Source organism: Burkholderia cepacia ATCC 25416, from assembly GCF_001411495.1.
GTDB lineage: Bacteria > Pseudomonadota > Gammaproteobacteria > Burkholderiales > Burkholderiaceae > Burkholderia > Burkholderia cepacia.
In genome coordinates, this window is the sequence record NZ_CP012981.1 from 2,374,146 (window position 1) to 2,394,806 (window position 20,661).

Annotated in this window: 23 protein-coding genes; 15 read left to right on the forward strand and 8 right to left on the reverse strand. The window is 68.0% G+C overall.

The window, feature by feature from the left end:
- The first annotated feature begins 12 nt into the window (after nt 1–12).
- Both bcsG and APZ15_RS10770 read left to right on the forward strand, forming a co-directional pair.
- Entirely contained in the window at nt 13–1,569 is a 1,557-nt protein-coding gene (gene bcsG / locus APZ15_RS10765) for a cellulose biosynthesis protein BcsG (RefSeq protein ID WP_027787774.1), read from the forward strand.
- On the forward strand, nt 1,551–1,754 hold the full coding sequence (locus APZ15_RS10770) for a hypothetical protein (protein ID WP_027787773.1): 204 nt from the start codon (nt 1,551–1,553) through the stop codon (nt 1,752–1,754). The genes bcsG and APZ15_RS10770 overlap by 19 nt, the downstream gene beginning before the upstream one ends.
- 78 nt (nt 1,755–1,832) lie before the next feature.
- Here the strand turns inward: APZ15_RS10770 and APZ15_RS10775 are convergent, their stop codons facing one another.
- The 4 genes from APZ15_RS10775 to APZ15_RS10790 are packed head-to-tail and all read right to left on the reverse strand — an operon-like array spanning nt 1,833 to nt 5,049.
- Nucleotides 1,833–2,726, reverse strand: coding sequence for a pirin family protein (locus APZ15_RS10775; protein WP_027787772.1), 894 nt, complete (start codon nt 2,724–2,726; stop codon nt 1,833–1,835).
- Nucleotides 2,727–2,758: 32 nt separating this feature from the next.
- Entirely contained in the window at nt 2,759–3,151 is a 393-nt protein-coding gene (locus APZ15_RS10780) for an OsmC family protein (RefSeq protein WP_021160831.1), read from the reverse strand.
- Nucleotides 3,152–3,197: 46 nt separating this feature from the next.
- The gene (locus APZ15_RS10785; protein WP_027787771.1) at nt 3,198–4,778 is read right to left on the reverse strand and encodes a cation:proton antiporter; all 1,581 of its coding nucleotides are present in this window, start codon (nt 4,776–4,778) and stop codon (nt 3,198–3,200) included.
- Nucleotides 4,779–4,788: 10 nt separating this feature from the next.
- Nucleotides 4,789–5,049, reverse strand: coding sequence for a DUF1427 family protein (locus APZ15_RS10790; RefSeq protein WP_027787770.1), 261 nt, complete (start codon nt 5,047–5,049; stop codon nt 4,789–4,791).
- On the opposite strand from APZ15_RS10790, the gene APZ15_RS40850 reads away from it, so the two are divergent.
- Nucleotides 5,048–5,323 (forward strand): hypothetical protein, encoded by a 276-nt coding sequence (locus APZ15_RS40850; protein WP_138143315.1) that lies wholly within the window; start codon nt 5,048–5,050, stop codon nt 5,321–5,323. The two genes, APZ15_RS10790 and APZ15_RS40850, sit on opposite strands and share 2 nt — an antisense overlap.
- A gap of 8 nt (nt 5,324–5,331) precedes the next feature.
- The gene (locus tag APZ15_RS10795) at nt 5,332–6,018 is read left to right on the forward strand and encodes a hydrolase (protein ID WP_027787769.1); all 687 of its coding nucleotides are present in this window, start codon (nt 5,332–5,334) and stop codon (nt 6,016–6,018) included.
- A 22-nt stretch (nt 6,019–6,040) separates the two neighbouring features.
- Here APZ15_RS10795 and APZ15_RS10800 read toward each other — a convergent pair whose 3' ends face one another.
- Nucleotides 6,041–6,964: a LysR family transcriptional regulator gene (locus tag APZ15_RS10800; protein WP_027787768.1), complete on the reverse strand. Its 924-nt coding sequence runs from the start codon at nt 6,962–6,964 to the stop codon at nt 6,041–6,043.
- A gap of 117 nt (nt 6,965–7,081) precedes the next feature.
- Between APZ15_RS10800 and APZ15_RS10805 the strand changes: the two genes are divergently transcribed.
- From APZ15_RS10805 to APZ15_RS10830, 6 genes are all read left to right on the forward strand, one after another.
- Entirely contained in the window at nt 7,082–7,249 is a 168-nt protein-coding gene (locus APZ15_RS10805) for a DUF1427 family protein (RefSeq protein WP_021160826.1), read from the forward strand.
- Nucleotides 7,250–7,268: 19 nt separating this feature from the next.
- Nucleotides 7,269–9,161: an amidohydrolase gene (locus APZ15_RS10810; protein ID WP_027787767.1), complete on the forward strand. Its 1,893-nt coding sequence runs from the start codon at nt 7,269–7,271 to the stop codon at nt 9,159–9,161.
- A 1-nt stretch (nt 9,162) separates the two neighbouring features.
- On the forward strand, nt 9,163–9,615 hold the full coding sequence (locus APZ15_RS10815) for a DoxX family protein (protein WP_027787766.1): 453 nt from the start codon (nt 9,163–9,165) through the stop codon (nt 9,613–9,615).
- A gap of 25 nt (nt 9,616–9,640) precedes the next feature.
- Nucleotides 9,641–10,555 (forward strand): VOC family protein, encoded by a 915-nt coding sequence (locus APZ15_RS10820; RefSeq protein ID WP_027787765.1) that lies wholly within the window; start codon nt 9,641–9,643, stop codon nt 10,553–10,555.
- Nucleotides 10,552–11,247 (forward strand): YoaK family protein, encoded by a 696-nt coding sequence (locus APZ15_RS10825; protein WP_027787764.1) that lies wholly within the window; start codon nt 10,552–10,554, stop codon nt 11,245–11,247. Before APZ15_RS10820 ends, APZ15_RS10825 begins: the two co-directional genes overlap by 4 nt.
- A 104-nt stretch (nt 11,248–11,351) precedes the next feature.
- Nucleotides 11,352–12,803 carry an alginate export family protein gene (locus APZ15_RS10830; RefSeq protein ID WP_027787763.1) on the forward strand — a complete coding sequence of 484 codons (1,452 nt, stop codon included), beginning with the start codon at nt 11,352–11,354 and terminating at the stop codon, nt 12,801–12,803.
- Between the two features lie 91 nt (nt 12,804–12,894).
- On the opposite strand, the gene APZ15_RS10835 is transcribed toward APZ15_RS10830, so the two are convergent.
- Entirely contained in the window at nt 12,895–14,481 is a 1,587-nt protein-coding gene (locus APZ15_RS10835; RefSeq protein ID WP_027787762.1) for an acid phosphatase, read from the reverse strand.
- 224 nt (nt 14,482–14,705) lie between these two features.
- Between APZ15_RS10835 and APZ15_RS10840 the strand changes: the two genes are divergently transcribed.
- The 3 genes from APZ15_RS10840 (at nt 14,706) to APZ15_RS10850 (ending at nt 17,064) form a co-directional block, all read left to right on the forward strand.
- Nucleotides 14,706–16,082 carry a cytochrome-c peroxidase gene (locus APZ15_RS10840; RefSeq protein ID WP_027787761.1) on the forward strand — a complete coding sequence of 459 codons (1,377 nt, stop codon included), beginning with the start codon at nt 14,706–14,708 and terminating at the stop codon, nt 16,080–16,082.
- A 113-nt stretch (nt 16,083–16,195) separates the two neighbouring features.
- Nucleotides 16,196–16,582, forward strand: coding sequence for a hypothetical protein (locus tag APZ15_RS10845; RefSeq protein ID WP_027787760.1), 387 nt, complete (start codon nt 16,196–16,198; stop codon nt 16,580–16,582).
- A gap of 11 nt (nt 16,583–16,593) precedes the next feature.
- On the forward strand, nt 16,594–17,064 hold the full coding sequence (locus tag APZ15_RS10850; protein ID WP_027787759.1) for an NUDIX domain-containing protein: 471 nt from the start codon (nt 16,594–16,596) through the stop codon (nt 17,062–17,064).
- Between the two features lie 70 nt (nt 17,065–17,134).
- Here APZ15_RS10850 and APZ15_RS10855 read toward each other — a convergent pair whose 3' ends face one another.
- A complete protein-coding gene (locus APZ15_RS10855; protein ID WP_049097074.1) occupies nt 17,135–17,578 on the reverse strand; it encodes a hypothetical protein in 444 nt (147 codons plus the stop codon).
- Nucleotides 17,579–17,715: 137 nt separating this feature from the next.
- Nucleotides 17,716–19,425 carry a glutamine--tRNA ligase/YqeY domain fusion protein gene (locus tag APZ15_RS10860; RefSeq protein WP_027787758.1) on the reverse strand — a complete coding sequence of 570 codons (1,710 nt, stop codon included), beginning with the start codon at nt 19,423–19,425 and terminating at the stop codon, nt 17,716–17,718.
- A gap of 244 nt (nt 19,426–19,669) precedes the next feature.
- Between APZ15_RS10860 and APZ15_RS10865 the strand changes: the two genes are divergently transcribed.
- Nucleotides 19,670–19,879, forward strand: coding sequence for an ornithine acetyltransferase (locus tag APZ15_RS10865; RefSeq protein WP_011351716.1), 210 nt, complete (start codon nt 19,670–19,672; stop codon nt 19,877–19,879).
- A gap of 178 nt (nt 19,880–20,057) precedes the next feature.
- Nucleotides 20,058–20,612 (forward strand): RBBP9/YdeN family alpha/beta hydrolase, encoded by a 555-nt coding sequence (locus APZ15_RS10870; RefSeq protein ID WP_027787757.1) that lies wholly within the window; start codon nt 20,058–20,060, stop codon nt 20,610–20,612.
- Nucleotides 20,613–20,661 lie beyond the last annotated feature (49 nt).

Sequence of the window (20,661 nt, forward strand, 5' to 3'; positions counted from 1 at the left end):
GGAGTGGGTTAGATGACGTTCTGGAATCTGTATTTCATCCTGAAGTTCGCGCTGTTCGCGACCGGGCACCTGCAGCCGTTCTGGCTCGCGAACCTCGCGTTCGCGGTGGCGCTCGCGATGAGCGCGCCGATCCGGCGGCGTGCGTGGCGCATCGTCCGGCAGGTCGTCGCGATCGCGATCGCGGTGCCGCTGCTCGCGCGCGAGCTGCATGCGCCGCCGCTTGCCCGTCTCGCCGAGGCCGCGCGGGAAGTCAGCACGTTCCGCTTCGACTACTGGATGGAGCTGCTGCCGCGCCTGCTGCCGCCAGTGCTGGTGCTGACGGTGGCCGGTGTGCTGATCGTCTACTTCATCGTCAACCGCTGGCTGCGCGTCGCGACCTTCGTGCTGGCCGTGCTGGTCGTGATGCCGCTGTGGCAGGCCGGCAGCGGGCTGATGGCGCGCGTCGTCGCGCCGCTTCCGCAGCAGGCGAACGCGGCGGGCACGACGCTCGCCGGCCAGCCCGAGGACCACAACGCCGCGCTCGCGACGTTCCGCACGCAGGAGTCGCAGCGACAGGTCGCGTTCGGCCACCTCGGCAGCGATCCGGCCGCACAGTTCGACGTGATCGTGCTGCACATCTGCTCGCTGTCGTGGGACGACCTCGATGCCGCGAAGGCGCGCAACCATCCGATGCTGAGCCATTTCGACTACCTGTTCTCGAACTTCAGCACGGCCGCGAGCTACAGCGGCCCGGCGGCGATCCGCGTGCTGCGCGCGAGCTGCGGGCAGGAAGCGCACGCCGACCTGTACAAACCCGCGCCGCAGCAGTGCCACCTGTTCTCGCAACTGGCGAGCGCCGGTTACTCGGTGCAGTCGCTGCTGAACCACGACGGCCACTTCGACAATTTCCTGCAGGTGATCCACGACAACATCGGCGTGGCCGACGCGCCGATGATCTCGAACGCGGCCGCGCCCGTTGCGATGCACGCGTTCGACGGCTCGGCGATCAAGGACGACTACACGACGCTCGCGAACTGGTATGCGCAGCGCGCGTCGGTGCAAGGCCCGGTCGCGCTGTACTACAACACGATCAGCCTGCACGACGGCAACCGGATCGTCGGCAGTTCGCTGACGAGCATCGACTCGTATCCGCAGCGCGTGACGAAGATGATGAACGACTTCGACCGCCTCGCCGACCTGATCGCGCAATCCGGCCGCCGTGCGGTGATCGTGTTCGTGCCCGAGCACGGCGCCGCGCTGCGCGGCGACAAGTACCAGGTCGCGGGCCTGCGCGAGATCCCGACGCCGCGCATCGTGCACGGGCCGGTGGGCGTGCGGCTCGTCGGCTTTGCCGGCAATCACGGCGCGACGACCGTGATCGACCAGCCGACCAGCTTCCTCGCGCTCGCGCAACTGCTGTCGAACCTCGTGTCGAACAGCCCGTTCAAGCCGGGCACGACGCTCGCGCAATACGCGGCCGACCTGCCGCGCACGCGGATGGTCGGCGAGAACGAGGGCACGGTGACGATGCAGACGGCCGAGGGTTACTCGGTGAAAACTCCGGATGGCGTATGGATCGACGAACAGTAATGCTTCACGGTGACGGCGACGACGATCGCCTGTCGCAACCGAACGACGTGCTCGGCCTCGCGCGGCATCTGCCCGCGCTCGATCCCGGGCGCTATGTCGACGAGCAGGCGCGCCGTGCGTTCATCGAGTCGCTCGACCGCTGGCCGACACTGGCGAAGCTGATGGGATTGAAACCGTCGACGTAACACGGACGGGACGACGGCCGGCATGCGTGCCGGCCGTCGGTTGCCTGCGGGCGATCCTGCCTATTGGGCCTATTGGGCCTATTGCGCCTGTTGCGCCTTGCGTTCCGGCTGGCGCGTCCATTCGTTTTCTTCGCCCGGCACCTTGCCGAAGGTCTGATCGGCCCACGCGGCGCGGGCCGCGTCGATCTTCGCGCGCGTGCTCGACACGAAATTCCATTCGATGAAACGCTCGCCCGGCAGATGCGCACCGCCGAGCAGCATCACGCGTGCGCCGCTTGCGCTGGCGAGCGCCACGGTCGCGCCGGGTTCGAGCACGGCCATCGTCGCGGGGGCGAGCGGCGTGCCGTCGATGGCGAGGTCGCCGTCGACCAGGTACACGCCGCGTTCCTCATGTTCGGCATCGAGCGCGAGCGTGCCGCCTGCCGCGAATTCCGCATACGCATAGAGCGTCGGCGAGAACACGGCGACCGGCGACGCGAGCCCGAACGCGGTACCCGCGATCACGCGCACGGTCGTGCCGTCACGCGTGAACGACGGCAGCGTGTCGGCCGGATGATGGACGAACGCGGGCGTGGTGTCTTCATGCTCGACCGGCAGCGCGACCCAGGTCTGGATCCCGTGCACCGGCTGCTCGCGCGGCCGGTCTTCGTCGGGCGAGCGCTCCGAATGCACGATGCCGCGGCCGGCCGTCATCCAGTTCACGTCGCCCGGCACGATCTTCTGCCGGAAGCCGAGGCTGTCGTGATGCATCAGCGAGCCGTCGAACAGGTAGGTGACGGTCGCGAGGCCGATGTGCGGATGCGGCAGCACGTCGATGCCGCGGCCGGCCGGCAGCACGGCCGGCCCCATCTCGTCGAAGAAGATGAACGGGCCGACGAGGCGCGCGGCGCGCGCGGGCAGCACGCGGCGCACGACGAGGTTGCCGATGTCGCTTTCGCGCGGCGTGAGCAGGGTCTTGATCGAGGCGGACATGGTGGGGATTCTCGTGGTCGGTGCGGGGCGCGTCAGGCGATCGCCGTGTCGATGGTGATCGGATGCGAGAGGATCTTGTGCACCGGGCATGCGTTCGCGATCTGCAGCAGGCGTTCGCGCTGTTCGCCGGACAGGTCGCCGTCGAGCGTGATGCGGCGCACGATCGTGCTGCCCGCGCTGCCCGATTCGTGCGCGAGCTTCACGTGCACTTCGGCGAGCGGCCAGCCCTTGCGTTGCGCATACATCTTCAGCGTGATCGCGGTGCATGCGCCGAGGCTCGACAGCAGCAGCGCGACGGGCGTCGGCGCGGTGTCGCCGCCGCCGAGCGGCGTGGGCTCGTCGGCGCGCCACTGGTGGACGCCGTCGGTGAAGTGGACGAGGTAATCGACGGCGCCGATGCTTGCTTCGACTGACAGTTCGCTCATTGCGGTTCCATAAGGAGAAAGGGGGAGGCGGCGGCTTGGCCGGGCTTCAGGGTTCGAGCAGGCGCTGCAGGCGCAGCTCCTCGAAATCGAGTTCCGATTCGATCCGGTGCAGCACCGTGTCGTCGACCTTGCCGTCGCGATGCAGGTCGAGCAGCGCACGGCGCGACACGCCGACGAGGTCGAGTTCGACGCGCAGCATGCGCGCCCGCACGTTGGCCGGTTCGGTGCCATGACGATGCGCGCGTTCGTTGAAGGTCACGCGGTTCCGGTATTCGGCGAGCAGGCGGTCGAGCGAAGGGCGTTCGAGGCTCGACCCGCGCTGTTCGAGCGCGTCGAGTTCGGCGAGCGCCGCGCCGAACGTGTGCGCGCGCACGGCGTGTTCGGACATCGTGTGCCGCGCGGCCGGGCGCAGCTTCAGTACGCGGATCAGCGGCGCGAGCGTGCCGCCCTGCACGACGAGCGTCGCGATGATCAGCAGGAACGTGCTGAACAGGATCAGGTCGCGGCCGGGGAAGGTGGCCGGCAGTGCGATCGCGGCCGCGAGGCTCACGACACCGCGCATGCCCGACCAGCCGAGCACGACGGCTTCGCGCCACGACCACGGAGCGTGGCCCGCGCGCGGCGCGCGCAGGCGGCCCGGCAGCCACATCGCGACGAACACCCACACGAGGCGCGCGCCGATCGCGGCGGCGGTGGCGGGCAGCGCGACGCGCAGGCCGGCCATCAGCACCGCGCCTTCGTGGTTCACGCGTGCGAGGATCGCGTGCAGCGCGAGGCCGATCAGGATGAACACGAGCGCGTCGAGCACGAACACGATCGCTTCCCAGGTCGCCTTCGCCTTGATCCGCATGTCGGCGTCGAACACGCGATGCTGGCGCACGCCGAGCACGAGGCCGCAGGTCACCACCGACAGCACGCCCGAGCCGTCGACGGCTTCCGCGATCCCGTAGCTGCCCCACGCCATCGCGAAGGTCACGACGATGCCGAGCATCGGGTCGCGCAGGCGCGGCAGCACCCAGCACATCGCATGGCCGCACGCGAGGCCGACCGCGATGCCGATCAGCGTCAGCGAGAAGAACAGGCCGGTGGCGCTGGCGGCCGTGATCGATACCGCCAGCGCGGCCGACACGGCCATCTGGTACAGCAGCAGACCCGACGCATCGTTGACGAGGCTCTCGCCTTCGAGCACCGCGACGAGCCGCGCGGGCAGCGGGTGGCGCTGCAGGATCGCCTTCGCGGCAACCGCGTCGGGCGGCGACACGATCGCGCCGAGCGTGAAGCAGGCGGCCCACGGCAGCGCCGGGTTCACGGCATGCACGGCGAGCGCGACCGCGACGGTGGTGAACACCACCGCGCCGAGCGCGAGCGACGCGATCGATGCGAGCTCCTGCCGGAATTCCTTCCACGCGGTGTAGAACCCGCTCGACATCAGCAGCGGCGGCAGCACGGCCACGAGCAGCAGCGCCGGGTCCATGTCGGGCACACGCTTGCCGGCGACCGCGACCACGCAGCCGCCGAGCAGCAGCACGACGGCCGGCGGAATCGAGATGCGTTCGGCGAGCCACGTGAGCGCGCCCGCGCCGCAGATCAACAGCAGCAGGTAATGAAACAGTTCGACGTTGGTCATGAGCCTGGCGTCACGACGGCTTGCGGTCGTTGGCGGCGCCGCCCGGCAGCGTACCGAACATGTGCTGGCTGCATTGTGCGTCGCGCCATGCGGTATTGAGCCGGTGGCCGGACAGCATCCGGCGCGCGAGCGGGAGGATCTGCTCGCCGGCCAGCATGCCGAGCAGGCCGAGGAGCGCGATGATCGGCGGCGCCGGCGAATTCACGCCGAGCGCGCCGTAGATGACACCGGCGAGGATGCCGGCGAACAGCGACAGAAAATACGGTTTCATGATGAAAACCTCTCGTGATAGGCTGATCGGGCGCGAAGGCGGTGCCTTCAATGTGCTGGAAGCGTATCGGGTTTACGTGCGGAAAAAAAGGGCGGACAGCCCTCGGAGACCCCCTCTTTCGGAATTCGATCGATTCCATTTCTTGGATGTTCGAGCCGCGACTTTTCCGATTAAATGGCTGCAACCGGAACACGCCAATCCGGAGCAACGCACAGCCGGCTCCTCCGCCATCCCGGTCGAGGCAAGCCTTGAACGTTTCCAGACCAAAGGATGATTCGCGCCATGAGCAACGCCAAACTTGAAGTCCTCACTCCCCACAATAGCCAGATCATCTTCATCGACCAGCAGCCGCAGATGGCGTTCGGCGTGCAGTCGATCGATCGCCAGACGCTGAAGAACAACGTCGTCGGGCTCGCCAAGGCCGCGAAGGCATTCAACATCCCCACCACGATCACGACGGTCGAAAGCGACAGCTTCTCGGGTTACACCTACCCCGAACTGCTCGACGTGTTCCCGAACCAGAAGACGCTCGAACGTACGTCGATGAACTCGTGGGACGACCAGAAGGTGCGCGACGCGCTGGCCGCGAACGGCCGCAAGAAGGTGGTCGTGTCGGGCCTGTGGACGGAAGTCTGCAACACGACGTTCGCGCTCTGCGCGATGCTCGAAGGCGACTACGAGATCTACATGGTGGCCGACGCGTCGGGCGGCACGTCGAAGGACGCGCACGACTACGCGATGCAGCGGATGATCCAGGCCGGCGTCGTGCCGGTCACCTGGCAGCAGGTCGCGCTCGAATGGCAGCGCGACTGGGCGCGCCGCGACACCTACGACGCGGTGATGGCGATCGCGAAGGAACACTCGGGCGCGTACGGGATGGGCGTCGACTACGCGTACACGATGGTCCACAAGGCCGCCCAGCGCACCGCGACGCCGCACGAGTCGATTCCGGCCGTGCCGGCGAAGTAACCGGCCGCATGCTGCCGACCGGTCAGACGGGCGGCAGCGCCCACGGCGCGTGCGACAGGTGTTCGACGAGAAAATCGAGCAACGCCGTCACGCGCGCGGCGCGCAGCATGCCGGGCGGCGTGACGAGGTTGACGTTGATATCGGGAATTTTCCAGTCATGCATCACTTCCTCGAGCGCGCCGCTTTGCAACTCGTTCCACACCAGGAACGACGGCTGCAGCGCGAGGCCCTGGCCGGCGATCAGCGCGGGGCAGAGCACGTCGGCGTTGTTCGCGCGAATGCGCCCGCGCACCGGCACGCCGAATTCCTCGCCCGACGTCTTGTGGCGGAAGCGCCAGTATTCGGGCGTCGGAATGTTCGTGTAGGTCAGGCATACGTGCTGGTCGAGTTCGCTCGGATGAGTCGGCCGGCCGTGCCGGTCGAGATACGCGGGCGACGCGACGAGCGGCCGGCGCACCGCGCACAGGCGGCGCGCACGCAGCGACGAATCGTTCAGTTCGGCGATCCGGATCGCGACGTCGAAGCCGCCGGACACGATGTCGACGAAGTGATCGGTCAGCACGAGGTCGACGTCGACGCGCGGATAGCGCTCGAGAAACGCGGGCAACAGCGGCGCGAGATTGCACAGGCCGTAGGACATCGGCGCGTTCACGCGCACGAGGCCGTGCGGTTCGAGCGCATGCGCGGAGGCTTCGCCTTCGATCAGCTCGGCATCGGCGAGCAGCCGGATCGCGCGATCGCGCAGCAGCTCGCCGGTCGGCGTGAGCGACAGCTTGCGCGACGTGCGGTACAGCAGCATCGCGCCGAGGCGCTTTTCCAGGCGGGCGATCGCTTTCGACACGGTCGGTTGCGATACGCCGAGCAGGTCGGCGGCCTTGGCGAACGAACCGGTCTCGGCGACGCGCGCGAAGATGGCCCAGGCTTCGAGATCGGGAAGATGTTGCATGGCTGGAAGGCGTGGCGGGCAAGCGAAGCGGGTGGGGCGGCAGCGGATCGCGCCGCGTGCGCATGGCGCCCGTGCGGGCGGAAATGCGGGTCATTCTAATCCAGTCGTGAGGAGCGTATGGAATCGTATGTCGTTTCATTGGGTGCCGGCATGCTGGTCGGCGTCATGTACAGCGTGGTCAAGGTGCGCTCGCCCGCACCGCCGCTGATTGCCCTGGTCGGGCTGGCCGGCATGCTGGCCGGCGTCGCGGCCGTCGCACCGGTCCGTCACTGGCTCGGTTTCTGACTGGATCGAGGACACATTGATGAACGCACCCGCCACTCAACCGGATCTGATCCTTCACAACGGAAGGTTCACGACCCTCGACCGCGCGAACCCCGTCGCGACCGCCGTCGCAATCAAGGACGGCCGCTTCGTCGCGGTCGGCCACGACGCGGACGTGATGCCGCTCGCGGGCCGCGCGACGAAGGTCGTCGATCTCGAGGGCCGCGGCGCGCTGCCGGGCCTGATCGACAACCACTGCCACGTGATTCGCGGCGGCCTGAACTACAACATGGAACTGCGTTGGGACGGCGTGCCGTCGCTCGCGGTTGCAATGGACATGCTCAAGCGGCAGGTGGCGATCACGCCCGCGCCGCAATGGGTACGCGTGGTCGGCGGCTTCACCGAGCACCAGTTCGCCGAGAAGCGCCTGCCGACGATCGACGAACTCAACGCGGCCGCGCCCGATACGCCGGTGTTCATCCTGCACCTGTACGATCGCGCGCTGCTGAACGCGGCCGCGCTGCGCGTGGTCGGCTACACGAAGGACACGCCGGAGCCGCCGGGCGGCACGATCCTGCGCGATGCCGCGGGCAACCCGACCGGGCTGCTGCTCGCGAACCCGAACGCGACGATCCTGTACGCGACGCTCGCGAAGGGGCCGAAGCTGCCGTTCGAATACCAGTACAACTCGACGCGCCACTTCATGCGCGAACTGAACCGTCTCGGCGTGACCGGCGTGATCGACGCGGGCGGCGGTTCGCAAAACTATCCGGACGACTACGAGGTGATCCGCAAGCTGCACGACGCGGGCGAGATGACGATCCGGATCGCGTACAACCTGTTCACGCAGAAGCCGAACGCCGAGAAGGAAGACTTCGTGAACTGGACGAAGAGCACGAAGTATCACGACGGCACCGACTACTTCCGCAACAACGGCGCGGGCGAAATGCTGGTGTTCTCGGCGGCCGACTTCGAGGACTTCCGCGTCGCGCGTCCGGACCTGCCGGCGCAGATGGAAGACGATCTCGAGGGCGTCGTGCGCGTGCTCGCCCAGAACCGCTGGCCGTGGCGCATGCATGCGACGTATGACGAAACGATCAGCCGCGCGCTCGACGTGTTCGAGAAGGTGAACAAGGACATCCCGCTCGAAGGGCTGAACTGGTTCTTCGATCACGCGGAAACCATCACCGAAAAGTCGATGGATCGTATCGCGGCGCTGGGCGGCGGCATCGCGGTGCAGCACCGGATGGCGTACCAGGGCGAATACTTCGTCGAGCGTTACGGCGCGCAGGCGGCCGAAGCGACGCCGCCGGTCGCGAAGATGCTGTCGAAGGGCCTCAAGGTGTCGGCCGGCACCGACGCGACGCGCGTGGCGTCGTACAACCCGTGGGTGTCGCTGTCCTGGCTCGTGACGGGCAAGACGATCGGCGGGCTGCGCATGTATCCGCAGCGCAACCTGCTCGATCGCGAGACCGCGCTGCGCATGTGGACCGAATACGTGACGTGGTTCTCGAACGAGGTCGGCAAGAAAGGGCGGATCGCGGTCGGGCAGCTGGCCGACGTGGTCGTGCCGGATCGCGACTTCTTCGCGTGCGCGGAGGACGACATCGCGGGCACGACCGCGTTGCTGACGGTGGTCGGCGGCCGGATCGTGTGGGGCGCGGGCCCGTTCGCGTCGCATGACGCGCCGATTCCGCCCGCGATGCCGGACTGGTCGCCTGTGCGCGAGTACGGCGGCTACGGCGGCTGGGGCGCGACGCAGCGCAGCGGCGCACCGCTGCAACGCGCGGCGGCGGCCGCCGCGATGTGCGGCTGCGCGAATGCGTGCAACGTGCACCAGCATGCGCACGCGAGCGCGTGGGGCAGCGCATTGCCGACGTCGGACGCGAAGGGCTTCTGGGGCGCGTTCGGCTGTTCCTGCTGGGCGGTCTGACATGGCGACGACAACCGGCCGGTACAGCCCCGCGTGGATTTGTGCGCTGCTCGCGCAGCCGTGGATCGGCGCGCTGGTTCGACTTGCACTCGTGTCCGCCTTTCTGATCGGCGGGATCAACAAGGCGATGCACTTCGACGCAGCAATCGCGGAGCAGGCGCATTTCGGTTTGCACCCGCCCGCGTTGTGGGCTGCACTGGCGGTCGTCGTCGAGATCGGCGGCTCGCTGTGCATCGTGTTTCGCCGCTTCACGTGGCTCGGCGCCGGCGGCCTCGGCATGCTGACGCTCGTCGCGATGGCGGTGGCGAACGACTTCTGGAACCAGACGGGCGCCGCGCGTTTCATGGCGCTCAACAGCTTTTTCGAGCATCTCGGGCTGATCGCGGCACTCGTGCTCGCGACGCGGCTCGCCGATGCGACGTATCCGGCCGGCAACGGCCGTGCCACTCGATGACGATCAACAACAAGGACATCCAGTCATGAAATCGATTCGTTCCGCCTTGCTCGCGCTGGCGATCGCCGCAGGCCTCGTCGCGGCGCCGGCCGCGTACGCGAAGCCGCCCGTCCTGCCGGCGGCCACGCCGACGCTCGCCGTCGGGCCGCAATACGACACGGCGCACGTGTACGTGGCGCCGGAAGATTTCGATCGCTTCACCGACAGCTTCGTCGCGACGTTCGGCGGCAGCAAGTCGAAGCAGGGCGTGTTCCAGGTCACGCCGACGCCAAGCCAGACGATGTCGCAGCTCGTGTTCACGCCGGCCGGCACGATCTCGGTGTTCGGCTTCAAGACGCCGACTCCCTGGCCGTTCGGCGCGGAGCGCACGGGTTATCTCGTCACCGACATGGATGCGGCGATGAAGGTGGCGCGCGAGCACGGCGCGGAAGTGATCGTCGACACGTTTCCCGATCCGATCGGCCGCGATGCGGTGATCGCGTGGACGGGCGGCGTGAAGATGCAGCTCTACTGGCACACGCAGGCGCCGAAGTACGACGCACTGCAGACGATCCCCGAGAATCGCGTGTACGTGTCGCCGCAGAGCGTGCGCAAGTTCGTGCACGACTTCGTCAAGTTCTCGAACGGCAAGGTGCTCTCGGACGATCTGAAGGCGCCCGGCGTCGAGATCGGCCGCCCGAACGACACCTATCGCCGCATTCGCATCACGTCGGGCTTCGGCAAGATGACGGTGCTCGTGACGGACGGCCACCTGCCTTATCCGTACGGGCACGAGACGACGGGCTACGAGGTGCCCGACCTGGCCGCAACGCTGGAGAAAGCCAGGGCGGCCGGCGTCGACGTGCTCGTGCCGCCGTACACGGCGGACGGGCGCGACGCGGCGCTGGTCCGGTTCCCCGGCGGTTATGTCGCCGAGATCCACGCGGGTGCGGCGCGATGAAGCACGAGGACACGATTCTTGCCGCGGTGGCCGGCTTCGTCGACACGCTGAGCTTCGTCGCGCTGTTCGGGCTGTTCACCGCGCACGTGACCGGCAACTTCGTGCTGATCGGCGCGGGGGCCGCGGGGTTCGGCCAGGGCGTCCTGCTGAAGCTGAGCGTGTTTCCCGCGTTCGTGTGCGGTGTCGTCGCGAGCAGCCTGATCGCGCGCGCGTTTTCCGGGCGGCCCGCGTGGCAGGGCACGCGGGCGCTGCATGCGGTCCAGGCCGTGCTGCTGCTCGGCTTCTGCGCGGCCGGCGTGTGGGCGTCGCCCGTCACGCAATCCGACAGCCTGCCGGTGCTGCTGGCCGGCATCGTCGGCACGTTCGCGATGGGCATCCAGAACGCGCATCCGCGCGTGATCGCGCGCGCCGGCGTGCCGAACACGGTGATGACCGGCAACGTCACGCAGGCGATTCTCGACGTCGTCGACCTGCTGTCCGCCGGCACGCCCGACAGCGTGCGCACGGCGGCACGCGCGCGCTTCGCGAAGATGTGGCCGGCGATCGTCGCGTTCGCGCTCGGCGCGATGGCCGGCGCGCTGGGCTTTCGCTATCTCGGGTTCTGGGCGCTTCTGGCTCCGGCCGTCGCGCTCGCGGGACTGGCGGCCTGCGCGGGGATGTCCGCCGGCACCGCCGCGCGGGAGCATGCGTGATCGGGCGGCGCGGCGGGCTGCGCGGCGGCCGCGACCGGCGAGCGGGTCGCGCGGATGCACGCGAGCGTGACCGAACGGCCGCGGCGGTCGGGCAGCTTCGGGCGATGCCGCGAGCCGCTCGCCTCGACCGGCTTGCCCGCGCGTCGCTCGTCGCGGGGCTGCTGCTCGCGGGTACCGATGCGGCTCGAGCGGATGCGGAGACCGCACCGGCCGCCGCCGATGGCGCACCCGCCGCGACCTGCACGGCCAAGCGGCCGACCGTGCTGTTCAACCGCTGGCAGGAGGACTGGTCGGTGCTCGCGAATCCGTGCGTGCCGCGCGCACCGCTCGACGGCTTGAAATATATCCCGCTCGGTAACGATCCGGCTTCCTATCTGTCGCTCGGCGTGAACCTGCGCGAGCGCCTCGAGACCAACGACGCGCCGCTGTTCGGCATCGGCTCCGCGCAATCGGATACGTACCTGATCCAGCGTGTCGAGGTGCATGCCGACGCGCATCTGGGCCAGCACTGGCAGTTCTTCGTGCAGTTGCAGGACGACCGCGCATTCGGCAAGAACACGATCTCGCCGGTCGACAGGAACCCGCTCGATCTCGAGCAGGCGTTCGCGACCTACACGGGCGCGCTCGGCGGCGGGACGTTCAAATTCCGCGTCGGCCGGCAGGAGATGGCGTTCGACCTGCAGCGTTTCATCGCCGCGCGCGACGGCCCGAACGTGCGGCTGGCGTTCGATGCGGTGTGGGCCGACTACGAGTACCGGAAGTGGCGCTTCATCGCGTATGCGACGCAGCCGGTGCAGAACCGCACCGTGTCCGCGTTCGACGACGTGTCGAACCGCGACCTCACGTTCAGCGGCGTGCGCTTCGAGCGGCAGTCGGTCGGGCCCGGCGACCTGTCGGGCTACTGGTCGCGCTATAACCGCAGCAGCGCGCGCTTTCTCGATGCGAGCGGCGCGGAGCGCCGTGACGTGTGGGACCTGCGTTACACCGGCACGCACGGCCGCTTCGACTGGGATCTCGAAACGATGCTGCAGACGGGCACGGTCGGCAGCAGCACGATCCGCGCGTGGGCGGTCGGCTCGATCGCCGGCTACCGGCTCGACGCGCCGTGGTCGCCGCGCATCGCGCTGCAGGTCGATGCGGCGTCGGGCGACAGGCATCCGCACGACGGCCGGGTCGAGACCTTCAATCCGCTGTTTCCGAACGGCTATTACTTCACGCTCGCCGGCTTCACCGGGTATTCGAACCTGATCCACGTGAAGCCGTCGGTGACGCTGAAGCCGTCGCCGAACCTGTCGTTGCTCGGTGCGCTCGGTTTCCAGTGGCGCGAGACGACCGGCGATGCGGTCTACCAGCAGGGCAATGCGGTGGTGCCGGGCACGGCAGGCAAGGGCGGGTCGTGGACGGGGATGTACGTGCAGCTGCGTGCCGACTGGACGATCGCCGCGAACCTGATCGGTGCGGTCGAGGCCGTGCATTTCCAGGTCGGCGATGCGATCCGCGAGGCAGGCGGGCACAACGCCGACTATGTCGGGGTCGAGCTGAAGTACGGCTGGTGACGCGCGCGCACCGATGAAAAAAGGGCGGCCGGGAGGCCGCCCTTCGTGCATTCGGGCCGGCGATGACACCGGCCCGCCTGTCGCGATGCCGTTACAGGTTCGGCGACAGTTGCAGCGCGTTCGTCAGGTCGCCCATCGGCTGCCCGCCGTTGGCCTTCAGCGCGTCGTCGCGCTGTTGCAGGCCGGCGAGGCGCGGCAGCGAGAAGCGGCGCGTGATGAAGCGCAGGATCGACGCGGTGTCGTACTGCGTGTGGTCGACGAAACCCTTCTTCGAGAACGGCGACACGATCAGCGCCGGAATGCGCGTGCCCGGGCCCCAGCGGTCGCCCTTCGGCGGCGACACGTGATCCCAGAAGCCGCCGTTTTCGTCGTACGTGACGACCACGACCATGTTCTTCCACTGCGGGCTCGCCTGCAGGTGCGCGAGCACGTTCGCGATGTGCTGGTCGCCGCTTGCGACGTCCGTGTAACCCGGGTGCTCGTTCAGGTTGCCCTGCGGCTTGTAGAACGCGACCTGCGGCAGCGTGCCCGCGTCGATCGCCTTGATGAACTCGCTGCCGTCGGTGCCGCCGTCGAGCAAGTGCTGCGCGCGGCTCGTGCTGCCCGGCGCCTGGTTCGCGTAGTAGTTGAACGGCTGGTGGTGCGGCTGGAAGTTCGGCGCCGTCATGTTCGGGCCGTAGATCACGTTCGCCGTGCCGCTTTGCGCGGCCTGCAGTGCCTGGTTCCACGCACCGCCGTACCACGCCCACGACACGCCCGCGTTGGTCAGCAGGTCGCCGATGTTCTGTTGCGACTGCGGCGGCAGTGTCGTCGCGGCCGACGGGTCGGCGAGGTTCGGATCGCCGCCCGACGCCGCCTTGTTGCCGCTCGGCTGGTACGGCGGCTGCATCGTGTTGATCGCGTAGAAGTCCGGCGTCAGGTTGCCCGAGTTCACGAACTTCGGCGCGCCGTCGAGCGCGGAAGCGGGCGAGTTGCTCGCGAGCTGCAGCGACTTGCCGTCGGCGGCGACGGCCGAGATCGAACCGGCGGCCGGGCTCTTGTCCGCGTTCGCGTAGAACGGCGCGCACGCGCAGATCAGGTACTGGTGGTTCAGGAACGAGCCGCCGAACGCGCCCATGAAGAAGTTGTCGGCCAGCGTGAACTGCTGCGCGATCTTCCACAGCGGCAGCTTCGTCGCGTCGGGCGTGTAGTGGCCCATCACGAGGCCGCCCGAGTCGGCCCATGCGGCGAACATGTCGTTCTTGCCGCCGTTGATCTGCATCTGGTTCTCGTAGAAGCGGTGATACAGGTCGCGCGTCGTCACGCTCATCGGCGTGTTGAAGCCGTTCGGGTCGTCGATCGCGAACGGCGCGTTCGGCAGGTTCGCCGTCATCGCCTCGGTCACGGCCGGCGTCACGCCCTTCGCGGTCAGGCCGCCCCAGGCCTTCGGCAGCGTCGCGAGCGGCTGGCCGTTGCGGTCCTTCTGCTGCGCGCTGGCCGCGGTCACGTTCTGCAGGCCGTTCGCGCCGGGGAAGTTGCCGTACAGGTTGTCGAAGCTGCGGTTTTCCGCGTAGATCACGACGACGTTCTTGACCGTCGACAGGCCTTGCTGCTGCACGTCGTCGCCGCCGCAGGCGGTGAGGGCGGCAGCCGCGGCAACGGCGATCGGTGTAAAGCGAATCCAGGCGTGGTTTTTCATCCGTTGTACTCTCTATCTCTCTCTTGTCGCGTGGGGAACCGGCGCATTCGTGTACCACCGGTTCGCGAGGTGGCCGTGGCATGTCCGGCTGCACGCATTTTGAGGGTGCGATTTGACAGGCGGGTGTAGGCGTCCTTTCGATTGGCTGTCGATGAGTCGTCATGCAACGGTCATGCGGCTGACATAAACTCCGGCCGCTCCTGAACCTACTTTCCGACGAATCGATGAAGCCTCGCCAACCGACAGCCGGCGCATTCGCGCGTTCGTGGCTGCATCTCGCCGGCGCATTCGCGCTGGCCGCCACGCTCGTCACCGTTGCCGGCTGTGACGGACAGCCCGGTGCCGGTGCGCCGTCCGCACAGGCTGCGAGCGCGCCGGGCGGCGCGCACCCCGTTGCGTCCGCAACGGTTGCCGCGAGCGGCGCCGTGGTCGCGACGAACCAGCCGCAGACGCGGGCACAAGTTTACGAAGGCGTGCGCCGGATGACGGCGCTCGGCAAGCAACTTTTCTTCGACCCTACGCTGTCAGGTTCCGGCAAGCTCGCGTGCGCGTCGTGTCACAGCCCCGATCACGCATTCGGGCCGCCCAATGCGCTGGACGTGCAGTTCGGCGGCGACGACATGAAGCATCCGGGCTTTCGTGCGGTGCCGTCGCTCAAGTACCTGCAGGGCGTGCCGCAGTTCACCGAGCACTTCCACGATTCCGACGACGAAGGCGACGAAAGCGTCGATGCGGGCCCGACGGGCGGCCTCACGTGGGACGGCCGCGTCGACACGGGCGCCGAGCAGGCGCGCATTCCGCTCACGTCGCCGTTCGAGATGAACAGCTCGCCGGCGAAGGTCGCGCAGGCCGTGAAGGCCGCGCCGTACGCGGAGGAGTTCCGCGCGGTGTTCGGCGTGAAGGTGCTCGACGACGACGCGGCCACGTTCAAGGCCGTGCTGCGCGCGCTCGAAACGTTCGAGCAGACGCCCGAGCTGTTCTCGCCGTACACGAGCAAGTACGACGCGTATCTCGCGGGCCATGCGCAGCTCACGCCGGCCGAAATGCGCGGCCTGCAGCTGTTCAACGACGAGAAGAAGGGCAACTGCGCGAGCTGCCACATCAGCCAGCGCGCACTCGACGGCACGCCGCCGCAGTTCAGCGATTTCGGGCTGATCGCGATCGCGGTGCCGCGCAATCGCGCGCTGCCCGTCAATCGCGACCCGCGCTTTCACGACCTCGGCGCGTGCGGCCCCGAGCGTACCGACCTGAAGGGCCGCGACGAATTCTGCGGGTTGTTCCGCACGCCGTCGCTGCGCAACGTCGCGCTGCGCAAGACGTTCTTCCACAACGGCGTCTATCACACGCTCGAGGACGTGATGCGCTTCTACGTCGAGCGCGACATTCATCCGGAGAAGTTCTATCCGGTCGTGCACGGCAAGGTGCAGATCTATGACGACCTGCCGAAACGCTACTGGCCGAACATCAACCGCGAGGCGCCGTTCGACCGCAAGCGCGGCGAGCAGCCGGCGCTGAACGCGGCCGAGATCAAGGACGTGATCGCCTTCCTCGGCACGTTGACTGACGGATATCAGCAAGCGGCCGCGCCGGGCGGCCACTAGTAGGCGGTGCGGACGGCACGCATGCTATCCTCGCTCGCTGACAGGCGCAGTGTGCGTGCCAGTTCGCCGGCATGCGCGGTGCGCCGTTCGATCGAACATCCAAGGAGAACAACATGTCGATGCGTGCATCCCTTTCCGTCGTCACGCGCGTGCTGGCCGGCGCCGCGTGCGCAGCCGCGATGCTGCCCGCCCATGCGCAGAACAACCTGAACTTCCTGAACGACACGCCGCTCAGCTACTTCAGCAAGGCCGACCGCGCGTCGCTCGCGAAGGCCGCCGCGCAGGTGCGCGACGAAGGCAAGGACGGCGAGACCACGGCGTGGCAGAGCAGCGGCCGCGGCACGCAGATCGATGCGAAGCTCACGCCGACCACGACCGAGACGGACGGCAAGACCTGCCGCCAAATCGCCACCGAAATCACCGCGAAGGGCCAGACGATGACGCTCAAGCCCGTCTATTGCAAGACCGACGCGGGCAAGTGGCAGTTGCAGAAGCGCTGAGCACGCGCGTGATGAAGCGGGGCGACGCGCCGCGCACGGTGTCGTGCGGCGTCGTGATCCTCGATGCGGCCGGCCGCGTGTTCCTCGCGCACGCGACGGACACCACGCACTGGGACATCCCGAAGGGGCAGGGCGAGCCGGGCGAATCGCCGGCCGACGCCGCGCTGCGCGAACTGCTCGAGGAAACCGGCATCGCGCTGGCGCCGGCCCGGTTGCTCGATCTCGGCCGCTTTGCGTACCGGCACGACAAGGATCTGCACCTGTTCGCGGTGCAGGTGGCCGAAGGCGAGATCGATCCCGCGCAGTGCACGTGCACGTCGCTGTTTCCGAGCCGCCGCGACGGCTCGATGATTCCCGAGATGGATGCGTATCGCTGGACCGTGCCGGCCGACATCGACGCGTATGCGAGCCGCAGCCTCGCGCGGCTGTTTCGCACGAAGCTGTCGCTGGTGGATCTGCATCGGCGGTTGACGGGCGCGTAACCCCGGCAGGCAATAAAAAAACCGGCGCAAGCCGGTTTTTTCATGGTTCGTCCGATTCGCCGCCGGCGAGTCAGGTCAGCCATCGATCGGTGTCGCGATGCTGGTCGAGGCCGATCGCTTCGAATTCGTCGAACGCGTCGCCCCTGGCGACGCCGAGTTCGCGAAGCGCTTCGTTGATCGCGTGGTCCGACACGACGAGCGGGCCGCTTGCGCGGCCATCCGCGAAGCGCGCATGCGCCTGGGTGCCGCTGCCGCCGAAGAATTCGGCTTCGACATAAGCCAGTGCAGCGAGCGCACTCAACTGTTCACACAGCGACAGAAGTGCCGGCGGCAGCACCGTGTCGTCCCCGTCGGTCAACGGGCAGAACGGGATGGCGTGAGCGTCCCGGAACGCGGTGTCGAGCGGGATCATGTCGATGTCGCCGCGCAGGCGGACGACGTGCAGCCCGCGCGGCAGCGGCGCGGACGCAAATGCGCCGGATCTGGCGACGATGGCCTGCAGCGAATAGGGCATGACGACGGTTCCTGGCGTGGCATTCGGGGCAGGCTGCCCCGGCGAGCGGCCGGTCGGGCTGCGCATCGGCGCAGCCGTTGTCCGAGCATGACGAACGGGTCAGGCGCGGGCGACCGGCGCCGCGCCTGTCCGATCCGTCAGGCCGGCTTGCCCCAGCTGTCGCGCAGCCCGACGATCCGGTTGAACACGGGCTTGCCCGGCTTCGAATCGACACGATCGGCCACGAAGTAGCCGTGACGCTCGAACTGCACGCGCGTTTCCGGCGCGATGTCGCTGTTGCCCGGCTCGACGTATGCCTGGACGATCTTCTTCGAATCCGGATTCAGCGCCTCGAGGAAGTTCGCGCCGCCCGCGTCCGGATGCGGCTCCTTGAACAGGCGGTCGTAGATCCGCACTTCGGCCGGCTGCGCATGCTTCGCGCTGACCCAGTGGATGTTGCCCTTGACCTTGTAGTTGTTCGCGCCTTCGGTGCCCGACTTGCTGTCCGGGAAGTAGTTGCAGTGCACGGCCGTCACGTTGCCGTCGGCGTCCTTGTCGAAGCCCGTGCACTCGATCACGTAGCCGTAGCGCAGGCGCACCTTGTTGCCCGGGAACAGGCGGAAATAGCCCTTCGGCGGGTTTTCGACGAAATCCTCGCGCTCGATCCACAGCTCGCGCGAGATCGGGAACGTGCGCACGCCGCGATCCGGATGGTGCGGATGCACGGGCGCCGTGCACGCTTCCTCGAGGTCTTCCGGGTAGTTGTCGATCACGAGCTTCAGCGGATCGAGCACGGCGACCGTGCGCGCTGCCTTGTCGTCGAGGTCGTCGCGCAGCGCGCCTTCGAAGATGCTCATGTCGATCCACGAATCGATCTTCGTCACGCCGATCCGCTCGCAGAACAGGTGGATGCTCTCCGGCGTGAAGCCGCGGCGGCGCACGCCGACGATCGTCGGCATCCGGGGGTCGTCCCAGCCGTCGACGTGGCCTTCGGTGACGAGCTGCAGCAGCTTGCGCTTGCTGGTGATCGCGTACGTGAGGTTCAGCCGCGAGAATTCGATCTGTTGCGGCAGCGGGCGCGTGAACATGCCGGCTTCCGCGAGTTCGTTCAGCACCCAGTCGTACAGCGGGCGGTGATCCTCGAATTCGAGCGTGCACAGCGAATGCGTGATGCCTTCGAGCGCATCCGAGATGCAGTGCGTGTAGTCGTACATCGGGTACACGCACCACGCGTCGCCGGTGCGGTAGTGGTGCGCGTAGCGGATCCGGTAGATCACCGGGTCGCGCATGTTCATGTTCGGCGAAGCCATGTCGATCTTCGCGCGCAGCACGTGCTCGCCTTCCTTGAACTCGCCGGCCTTCATGCGGCGGAACAGGTCGAGGTTTTCTTCCGGCGTGCGGTCGCGGAACGGCGACGGCTTGCCGCCTTCGGTCAGCGAGCCGCGGTTCGCGCGCATTTCTTCCGCGCTCTGGCTGTCGACGTACGCCTTGCCGCGCTGGATCAGCAGCTCGGCGAATTCGTACAGCTTGTCGTAGTAGTCGCTCGCGAAGTACTGGTGATCGACCGCGTCCTTGCGCCAGTCGAAGCCGAGCCAGCGCACCGCGTCGACGATCGAGTCGACGTACTCGACGCTTTCCTTTTCCGGGTTCGTATCGTCGAAGCGCAGGTGGCACACGCCGCCGTAGTCGCGTGCGACGCTGAAGTTCAGGCAGATGCTCTTGGCGTGGCCGATGTGCAGGTAGCCGTTCGGCTCGGGCGGGAAGCGTGTTTCGACGCGGCCGCCCCATTTGCCGGTGCGGTTGTCGTCGTCGATGATGTTGCGGATGAAATTGGAAGCCGCGGGGGCGTCGTTGCGTTCGGTGCTCATGCGGATGGCGTCAGGTTGTGTCGGCGCGTCGCGCCGGTTTAATCCCGTGATTCTACCTGACCGGGGTCCGTCCCGCGCGGCTGGCGGCGCGGCAGGCACGGGTTTCGACGGATTATCTCGATATTGTGTCGGCTGTAACACGACGTAAATCGGATTGCCCGGGCCGTTTGGCGTTGCCTATGATGGCTTCACCGATTCGATACCGCCGTTCGCATAACCGCGCGGCGAGAGGACACCAACAATCATGATGAAGAAGACCACGTTTATCGTTCGTACCGCCGTGATCGTCGCGGCCCTGTCGCAACTCGGCGCGTGCGCCATGACGCATACGCAGCGCAATGCCGGCATCGGCGCGGCCGCCGGCGGCGCGCTCGGTTACCTGGTGACGGGCGGCCCGCTCGGCACGGTCGCCGGCGCCGCGGCGGGCGGTATCGTCGGCGCGAACGTGCGCTGATCGATGACATGACGCGAGCCGCGTGCCACGCGGCTCGTCGTCCGGTCGCGACGCCGTCCCGCACGCGTCCCGGCCCCTTGCACATCCTTCCGGTTTCAGACAGGCAGCATCAGGGAGGAACGGGTGTGCGACACTGCGTCGACGCCATATAACGATTTCACCCGTCGACGCACCTTCCATGAGCTCATTTCCCGTTCTCATCCTGCCGGGTTACGCCAATTCGGGCCCGCTTCACTGGCAGAGCCGCTGGGAGCGTGCCGATGCACGTTTCTCGCGCGTCGCGATGCCCGACTGGGACCGTGCGTTCCGCAACGGCTGGTGTCTCGCGCTCGATCGCGCGGTCGAAGCCGCGCCCGGGCCGGTGCTGATCGCCGGCCACAGTCTCGGCACGCTCACCACCGCGTGGTGGGCGACCCGCTATGCGCGCCCGGCCGCGCTCGCGAAGGTGCGCGGCGCGCTGCTCGTCGCGCTGCCCGACCCGGGCGGCCCCGCGTTTCCGGCCGATGCGCACGGCTTCGGGCCCGTGCCGCTCGAACGGCTGCCGTTTCCGACCTGCGTCGTCGCCAGCAGCGACGATCCGTACGGCTCGCTTGCGTTCGCGCGCGGTTGCGCGAACGCATGGGGCAGCGCTTTCCACGATATCGGCCCGCGCGGCCACATCAATGCGGACAGCGGGCTCGGCGACTGGCCCGAGGCGCGCGGCTGGCTCGACGCGCTCGCCCGCCGCGGCTGACGGCGCGCGGCGGGGCGGCGGCGGCCGCCGCCTGCCCGCCGGCACCCGC

Bases quoted from the DNA above. Each gene is read 5' to 3' on its own strand.
- APZ15_RS10850 (WP_027787759.1), top strand. From the start codon at position 16,594: ATGAAGCGGGGCGACGCGCCGCGCACGGTGTCGTGCGGCGTCGTGATC.
- APZ15_RS10795 (WP_027787769.1), top strand. From the start codon at position 5,332: ATGAGCAACGCCAAACTTGAAGTCCTCACTCCCCACAATAGCCAGATC.
- APZ15_RS10865 (WP_011351716.1), top strand. From the start codon at position 19,670: ATGATGAAGAAGACCACGTTTATCGTTCGTACCGCCGTGATCGTCGCG.
- APZ15_RS10775 (WP_027787772.1), bottom strand. From the start codon at position 2,726: ATGTCCGCCTCGATCAAGACCCTGCTCACGCCGCGCGAAAGCGACATC.
- APZ15_RS10820 (WP_027787765.1), top strand. From the start codon at position 9,641: ATGAAATCGATTCGTTCCGCCTTGCTCGCGCTGGCGATCGCCGCAGGC.
- APZ15_RS10860 (WP_027787758.1), bottom strand. From the start codon at position 19,425: ATGAGCACCGAACGCAACGACGCCCCCGCGGCTTCCAATTTCATCCGC.
- bcsG (WP_027787774.1), top strand. From the start codon at position 13: ATGACGTTCTGGAATCTGTATTTCATCCTGAAGTTCGCGCTGTTCGCG.
- APZ15_RS10815 (WP_027787766.1), top strand. From the start codon at position 9,163: ATGGCGACGACAACCGGCCGGTACAGCCCCGCGTGGATTTGTGCGCTG.
- APZ15_RS10855 (WP_049097074.1), bottom strand. From the start codon at position 17,578: ATGCCCTATTCGCTGCAGGCCATCGTCGCCAGATCCGGCGCATTTGCG.
- APZ15_RS10790 (WP_027787770.1), bottom strand. From the start codon at position 5,049: ATGAAACCGTATTTTCTGTCGCTGTTCGCCGGCATCCTCGCCGGTGTC.
- APZ15_RS10785 (WP_027787771.1), bottom strand. From the start codon at position 4,778: ATGACCAACGTCGAACTGTTTCATTACCTGCTGCTGTTGATCTGCGGC.
- APZ15_RS10825 (WP_027787764.1), top strand. From the start codon at position 10,552: ATGAAGCACGAGGACACGATTCTTGCCGCGGTGGCCGGCTTCGTCGAC.
- APZ15_RS10805 (WP_021160826.1), top strand. From the start codon at position 7,082: ATGGAATCGTATGTCGTTTCATTGGGTGCCGGCATGCTGGTCGGCGTC.
- APZ15_RS10770 (WP_027787773.1), top strand. From the start codon at position 1,551: ATGGATCGACGAACAGTAATGCTTCACGGTGACGGCGACGACGATCGC.
- APZ15_RS10780 (WP_021160831.1), bottom strand. From the start codon at position 3,151: ATGAGCGAACTGTCAGTCGAAGCAAGCATCGGCGCCGTCGATTACCTC.
- APZ15_RS10800 (WP_027787768.1), bottom strand. From the start codon at position 6,964: ATGCAACATCTTCCCGATCTCGAAGCCTGGGCCATCTTCGCGCGCGTC.
- APZ15_RS40850 (WP_138143315.1), top strand. From the start codon at position 5,048: ATGATGAAAACCTCTCGTGATAGGCTGATCGGGCGCGAAGGCGGTGCC.
- APZ15_RS10845 (WP_027787760.1), top strand. From the start codon at position 16,196: ATGTCGATGCGTGCATCCCTTTCCGTCGTCACGCGCGTGCTGGCCGGC.
- APZ15_RS10840 (WP_027787761.1), top strand. From the start codon at position 14,706: ATGAAGCCTCGCCAACCGACAGCCGGCGCATTCGCGCGTTCGTGGCTG.
- APZ15_RS10830 (WP_027787763.1), top strand. From the start codon at position 11,352: ATGCCGCGAGCCGCTCGCCTCGACCGGCTTGCCCGCGCGTCGCTCGTC.
- APZ15_RS10810 (WP_027787767.1), top strand. From the start codon at position 7,269: ATGAACGCACCCGCCACTCAACCGGATCTGATCCTTCACAACGGAAGG.
- APZ15_RS10870 (WP_027787757.1), top strand. From the start codon at position 20,058: ATGAGCTCATTTCCCGTTCTCATCCTGCCGGGTTACGCCAATTCGGGC.
- APZ15_RS10835 (WP_027787762.1), bottom strand. From the start codon at position 14,481: ATGAAAAACCACGCCTGGATTCGCTTTACACCGATCGCCGTTGCCGCG.